Source organism: Chelativorans composti, assembly GCF_039541695.1.
Lineage (GTDB): Bacteria > Pseudomonadota > Alphaproteobacteria > Rhizobiales > Rhizobiaceae > Chelativorans > Chelativorans composti.
In genome coordinates this window covers 1-6,514 of sequence record NZ_BAABGS010000048.1, presented here as the reverse complement: position 1 = coordinate 6,514, position 6,514 = coordinate 1, and the positions used below count along the sequence as shown (strand labels likewise).

Genomic DNA, 6,514 nt, shown 5'->3' with positions numbered 1-6,514 from the left:
CGTCAGTTCGGAAACGCCGATCTGGCGAACGGCATCCGCCATCGCCATGCCTTGGCCGCGCAAAACCTCAACCTGCCGAAGCTTCGTGACGATCTCGTCGGGCTTCGGTCGCTTGTTGGCCATTGTGGTCCTCCTTCATGGTCAAAACCATACTTCAAGGTGGACCCGTTCAATGGGGGTGGATCACAAGCACGTCCAGCCCCAGTGCCGTGTGCCATAAACGTACTGCATGCGGCACACCCTCATCAGCCGGCACCGGTTCAACTTCCAGGGCACCCATCAGGTCATGGCCGGCGGCCGCCAGCAGCTCGAACTCGTCGTCCGGCGAACACCCTCGCTCACGAGCCAGCCGATCACGGTTGTGGCCCTCGGGCAAGAGATTCTGGAAGAAGCTCGGCCACTTGCCATCGGCCCTCGTCAAACGGGCATCACGCGCCGCGGAAAGAATGGCGCGCGTCGCCGCGTCGTCAGTCCCCTGGTAACTGAGGGAGAGCGTAGGCCGCTGCGGGTCGTCGATATAGTCACGGTCGAACGAGACTCGAAGGATGTCGCCGTATTGCGACAGATACCCGATAGGGCGCCTCTGCCCCTCTACGGTATGCAGATACACCCGCAGATAGCGGATGAAGGTGCTCATGACTTGCGCCCGCGCCGTTGTACCGCCCGCGAACCTTGAACGATTTCTTCCACCACCGAAGGCGGGGCCTCGATGCCCGCCCGCTGCCCCAGCAGCCGACCACCCGATTGGACGAACTGCTGCAGCTCGGCGCGCAAGGCAGCGGGCACGAGCATGAGCTCCATGCCCAGAGCCCTGGCCATGACTTCGAGGGTAGACAGTCGGGGGTCGCTGTTGCCAGATTCGGCTTTCTGCACGGCCATGCGGCTGAGGCCCGAACGCTCCGCGAGCTGAGCTTGCGTGATGCCTGCCACCTGCCGAGCCTGCACCAGTTGCTCGAGCAATCTGATCATGATCATTATCTTTTAATATATAAAGATGATCAAGGATATCATCATCAGCTGGTCAAGCCAATAAGATAACGATCATTATCATACACTTGTTAATAGATAACTATTATTATCTTTAGGGGCAGGCACGCGAAATTCTCTGGCCGCAAACGTCACGGATGCGCTGTCGCCGACCGGTAGAACGACTCCAGGTGCTGTGCCATCTGTGCCAGGGCCTCGTTGTCAACATACATGGTGTGCCCCGCCTCGTAGTACTCGGCGCGCACATTCTTGCGCAGTTCCGGATCGAAGGTCATGTGGGCGAGATCGTAATCCCCCCAGGCAAATGGCGTCGCCAGATCGAAATACCCGTGAATCTGCAACACTTTCATGGCAGGATTGGCCCGCATCGCCGCGCCCAGGTCTCCGCCCACCCAGGTATTCTGCGGGAAGATGTTGACGTCCTCCTCGATCTCGCGCTTGGAAATACCCGCAATCACGGGTAGCTGGTGCTTCCAGTTCCAGGTCTTGCCGGCCTCCCAGTTGCCCATCATGTATTCCGCGTCCTCCCTGTAACCGAGCCGGCCAAGGTTTTCCTTGAGGATCGAGACCACGGGAATGAACACGTTCCGGAAGAACACATAATCGCCCTCGGGCTCCTCCCCGGCACTGTCAAAGTCCGTCGCCGTCTCACGCCCGTCCATACGCCCGATGACCAGACCCTGGTCGCGCAGCAACTCCTTGCGGAAACGGACCGCCGACACCCGCAGGTGGGCCCGCTCGATGTAGGCCGGATCCAGGCCGATGTAGCCCGCGAGCCTGCATGCGATCTCGCTGCGCTTCGCGGGACTGAGCGCATTGCCCTCGTACAGGGCTTCAGCGTAGGGGCCGCGGGCAAAGGCCATGACCTCGTCAAGGAACTCTCGCAGGTGCCTGGACTGGTGCGCCGTCCGTCCGTGATGCCATGCAATCGCGGCATACGTCGGCACCGAGACCACGTAGACGTGGTCCATGCCATAGGAGAACGCCCCGAAGTTCAGTGCCGAAGCCACCAGGATCACCCCATTGAGCGAAATGCCGCGCGCCTGAGCCATGTTGGCCACGACCGATGCCCGGGTGGTGCCATAGGAGTTTCCGAGGATGAACTTTGGTGACTGCCAGCGCTCATTCAGGGTCAGATAGCGCTCGATGGCACGCGTCGTCACATCCGCGTCGGGGTCGACTCCCCAGAAGTCACTGTTCTTCGCCCTGCCGACAGCGCGGGAATAGCCCGTTCCGATCATGTCGATGAAGACCAGGTCGCTTTGCTTGAGCAGTGTGTGCGGGTTGGGCTTCGCAATGAACGGCGCGCGGGTCTCGGGGTTGGCCGCCACGTCGTAGCGCATCGGGCCAAAACCCAGCACATCCATCGGCATGGTCGCACCACCGGGGCCGCCGTTCCAGATGAACGTCACGGGACGCGTCAGCGGATCGGCGTCTTTGAGGGTATAGGCCATGTAAAACAGCTCGGCGTCCGGCTCGCCGTCTTGCTTCCTGACGAGCAAGGTGCCGGCCGTAGTCGTGTAGTCGAGGGTGCTGCCATCGATGGTGATGCTGCCGTCGGCGGTCACGATTCGTTCTTCCGGCACGCCGGCAGGGTGGGAAGTGGCCGGCTGTGCCGTTTCGGCCATCGCCGGCACCGCCCATGCCGACATCAACAGGGCGCACACCACACACGCCTTCAGAGAAGAATCTGCGTAACGCAAGACAAGCCCTCCTTTTCTCGTTCGACAGCAAATCGGCGCATGCTGCAATCAAGACCGCCCGTGCCGGACAGCGGCTCAGCGCGTCCCGGCGTCGCTGGTATCGACACGCCGGAACGGCGGCTGCCCGGCTTGATCGGTGCCACCCAGCCAGTGAATCTGCGCCATGCGGCCGGTCTCGTCGCTCTGGAAGTGCAGCCTGACCCGGTCGGTATACGGGTCCCCGTCGCGCACGACGGCGGGAATCGTGGCGATGAACACGTCGTTCGGCCGGGGCTCGAGCCTGACGGCCAGGCGCTGCGGCCCCAGCTCGAACCCCAGCGTTCCGTCCGCATCGCGCACGATCTCGATCTGCCCGAGCACGGGGCTTTCGTACCGGCCCGTATAAGCTTCCAGCGCTTCGGGCGGCAGGCTGTAGCGGGCGTCCAGCGCCTCCTGCTCGCGTTCTTCGGCCAACGCCTTGCGCGTGGCCGCCAGAATCTGCGCCGCATAATCACTCTCGGGCCGACCCTGCAAGGCATCCATGATGTAACGGCCCAGCGGCGCAGCAATCCCGTCGCCGAACGTGACGGACTGGTTGACCAGCACGACCACACCGAAACGCCGGTCGGGGTCGAACCCTACGTAGGAGACAAAACCGGTCGTGCCGCCCCCATGCTCGATGACGCGGCCCTCGGGCGTGCTATGCACGATCCAGCCGGTTGCGTACGAGATCAGATCGCTATCGCCCAGCCGCAACAGCTCATGCATGGGACCGGTAATGAGCACCAGCGGCGCATAGGTTTCTTGCAACTCCGCCTGGCTGATCACGCGGGTGCCGTCGAGCACACCGCCATTGAGGTGGAGACGGAGCCAGCGGGCCAGATCGCGCACGCTGGAATTCAGCCCCCCGGCGCCTTCGGCGTTGTAGGGAAACATGCCGAGGGGGTCGACCACATTCTCCTCGGTATCGGACCGATGTCCGCTCGCATGCTCGAACGCCTGTCGCAGCCCGTCTGCCGTCGCGCTGGTCGAGGTCATGCCGATCGGCTCGAGCAGACGCGTTCTGAGCACGTCTGCCCACGCCTGCGCCCCGCTGCGCTGCGCAACAATTTGCCCGGCGACCAGGTGAAACGCGTTCTGGTAGGCGAAGCTCGAACGAAAGCTCGACACGGGACGGAAATGCTCCAGAGCCCGGATGATGTCATCGGCGTCGTACCCATAGGTCATCATGTTCGTGGCCACATAGGCGGGAAGGCCGCTGCGTTGCGCCAGCAGATCGCGGATGCGGAACTCCCGGGTCACCCAGGGATCCATCAGCCGGAAGCCGGGAGCATGGTCGATGACACGGTCGTCCCAATCGAGCGCACCATCGTCGACCAGCATGGCCAGGGTCACGCCAAGAAAAGCCTTCGTGGTCGAACCGATCTGGAACACGGTCTCGGGCGTCACGGGCGCCGTACCGCCCACCTCGCGCACGCCGAACCCCTGTGCATAGACGAGCTCATCCTCGGCCACAATGCCCACGGCAAGCCCCGGCGTGTTCCATTCCTGCATGGTCTTGCGGACATGTGCTTCGATCCTGGGTACGACCGCCTGCACATCGGCGCGCCGGATCATGTTCGACGCCTCGGTGGGAATGCTTGCCAGCAGGCCCAGTGCGAGCCCCACGGCCCACCGGTAAGCGTTTCGGGTTGATGATGCATGTCGGGCAAGAATAGGCATGGCCGCAGGTCTCCACGCAGAACAATCCTGCGCAGATTATTGCAATGCGGCTTCGAAAGCCGGTAATCCCCGCGTCTCACGCGGTCATCATTCCGTGTCACCCAGGTAGCCGCCTCCCGGAAGGTCCCGGTCATTCGGCTTTCGTTTCACCCTGGCTGGGTTTCAGGTGAGTCTGTGCCGCATTGCGCAAGGCGCCGCCCGCACGAAACTCCGAAGGCGACATTCCAAAGCGGGCACGGAACAGCCGGCTGAGATTGGGCGCATCGTAAAGGCCGCAACGGGCCGCCAGATCAGCAATGGGGATTGCCGGATGCGCCCGCTGCAACAGCGCCCGGAAACGCTGCAGGCGCTGCTCGCGGATGTAGCCGCTGATCCCCAGCCCCCGGTCGGCGAAGGCACGATAAAGAGTGGAACGCGAGCAGCCCAGGGCCTGCGTAATGGTGGCCGCATCCAGCGACGGATGGGCAAGATGGCGATCGATGTAGCGCTGGGCCGCCGTGAAAAGCGCCAGGCGCCGGGGGTCGGGGCTCTCACCCCCGTCCCACACTCCGGCAGGGTCGCTGGCGCTGCTGAGCACGGCTTCGAGTATGGTCAACGCCAGGGCTTCCGTGGCCCCCAGGGCAGCCATCTGCTCCCTCGGCGACAGTTCGGCGAGAATCCGTGACAGCGCGTCCAGCTGGGCACGCAGCATCAGCCCCATGGGTGAAGCCCTGAGGGCCCTCGCGACGTTCGCGGCATCCGGAATCGTACCGAAGCGTTCCAGCAACGCGCGCCGCGGCAGATCGATCTGGACGACGGCCGATTGCGAGAATGCCACCGTGGTCGCACGCAACGGGTTGAACAGCATGAAGTCGCCGTCAGCCAGGCGCAACGGGGCATCGCCTTCCTGTTCCATCATCGCCGCGCCCGAGCGGAACCAGATCAGGCATGGATCCTCGCCGTCTTCACGCCTTGCCGCAGCCCGCGAGCGCCGAGCGCTGAACCCGTCGAAACTCGCAAGGTGAAGTTCGCTCAGCGCATCGGCAAGCGACAGAATCGTGGCCCGGAAATCGTGGCGCTGGGAAGGCGATGGCGCATCTGCGATTGCGGCCCGGATAACGGTGCTGCGCCAGTAGTCGTAACGCTGTTCGGGCGGAAAACGCTCGGTACAGATCTGCTGGAAAACCAGCCTGTCGGGCCGCCCGGTAGCGAATGGGTGGACGCCGGGCTCGGCAGAAAGTTCGGCAAGATCTGAGTCGTGCGCGGGTGTGTGCTGAAGTCGATCCATGGGGCCGTCACGCTCAAGTACGTTTGCACGCCTGCCCCCGGATCATTGCCCTCCTCCTGGCAAAATTCTGGAGGCACCCACCTGGATGAGATTAATTGTGTCGAAACGATTTGTATTAGATGTTTATCGTTATTCAGGCCGGGGGTCAACCGGGGTTGGTCGCTGTCCGTTCGGCACACATCGAACCGCCGCGCGGTACTGCACTCGATTCAGGGCCCGAGTGTCGTCGCTTACGTCAGGTAAACTGTGGTAGAGAATTGCTGTGATGGAACGTGGCCACATCTACCTGGTTTCACTGGATCAAACGGCAGGCCACGAACAACAGGGCGCCCGACAGGTCCCTGATCGTTTCACCAAGCAAGTTCAACCGGCTGACCGGCGTCCCCATCGTGCTCCCGATCACGCGCGGAGGGGATTTTGCCCATACGAAAGGATTCGCAGTTTCCGTGCCAGAGCACATCATGGAAGAGGTCCTGGCCAGGCTGTCTCCCCTCTTGGCCTAGAGGCAATTGTTGCTCGTTAGCGTCCGGTAAACACACCTTGACGCCTGCAGCGCTTGCGGTTCCCGATCGATTGTGGGCAGTTTGTAAGCGTCCGGGAAATACACCTTGACCGGCACGGCGTTTGTCGGACGAATGTTCAGCCCTGCGGCTTCCCGTTGTGCGGCAGCAGCTCGGCCATTTTGATGGTTCTTTTGTAGTGGCAGCCGCGTGAGCACGTCCCTCAGGTAGACCTGATCCACCCCCATTGGACGGGTCCACCTTGAAGTATGGTTTTGACCATGAAGGAGGACCACAATGGCCAACAAGCGACACAAGCCCGACGAGATCGTCACGAAGCTTCGGCAGGTTGAGGT

The 6,514-nt window shown here is 62.6% G+C and carries 5 protein-coding genes and 1 pseudogene; all 6 read right to left on the bottom strand.

The window, feature by feature from the left end:
- A pseudogene (locus tag ABD906_RS10190) lies at positions 1–123 on the bottom strand (IS3 family transposase); the annotation flags it as partial.
- Between the two features lie 46 nt (positions 124–169).
- Complete coding sequence (locus tag ABD906_RS10185) at positions 170–637, bottom strand: HipA N-terminal domain-containing protein (RefSeq protein WP_345099302.1); 468 nt, start codon at positions 635–637, stop codon at positions 170–172.
- Positions 634–969 (bottom strand): helix-turn-helix domain-containing protein, encoded by a 336-nt coding sequence (locus ABD906_RS10180; RefSeq protein WP_345099301.1) that lies wholly within the window; start codon positions 967–969, stop codon positions 634–636. The genes ABD906_RS10185 and ABD906_RS10180 overlap by 4 nt, the downstream gene beginning before the upstream one ends.
- A gap of 149 nt (positions 970–1,118) precedes the next feature.
- On the bottom strand, positions 1,119–2,690 hold the full coding sequence (locus ABD906_RS10175) for a S10 family peptidase (RefSeq protein WP_345099300.1): 1,572 nt from the start codon (positions 2,688–2,690) through the stop codon (positions 1,119–1,121).
- 75 nt (positions 2,691–2,765) lie between these two features.
- A complete protein-coding gene (locus tag ABD906_RS10170) occupies positions 2,766–4,337 on the bottom strand; it encodes a serine hydrolase (protein WP_345099299.1) in 1,572 nt (523 codons plus the stop codon).
- 184 nt (positions 4,338–4,521) lie between these two features.
- Positions 4,522–5,658 (bottom strand): helix-turn-helix domain-containing protein, encoded by a 1,137-nt coding sequence (locus ABD906_RS10165; RefSeq protein WP_345099298.1) that lies wholly within the window; start codon positions 5,656–5,658, stop codon positions 4,522–4,524.
- Positions 5,659–6,514: the final 856 nt, after the last annotated feature.

Excerpts from the sequence above, each read along its gene's own strand:
- ABD906_RS10165 (WP_345099298.1), bottom strand. The coding sequence starts at position 5,658 with ATGGATCGACTTCAGCACACACCCGCGCACGACTCAGATCTTGCCGAA.
- ABD906_RS10180 (WP_345099301.1), bottom strand. The coding sequence starts at position 969 with ATGATCAGATTGCTCGAGCAACTGGTGCAGGCTCGGCAGGTGGCAGGC.
- ABD906_RS10185 (WP_345099302.1), bottom strand. The coding sequence starts at position 637 with ATGAGCACCTTCATCCGCTATCTGCGGGTGTATCTGCATACCGTAGAG.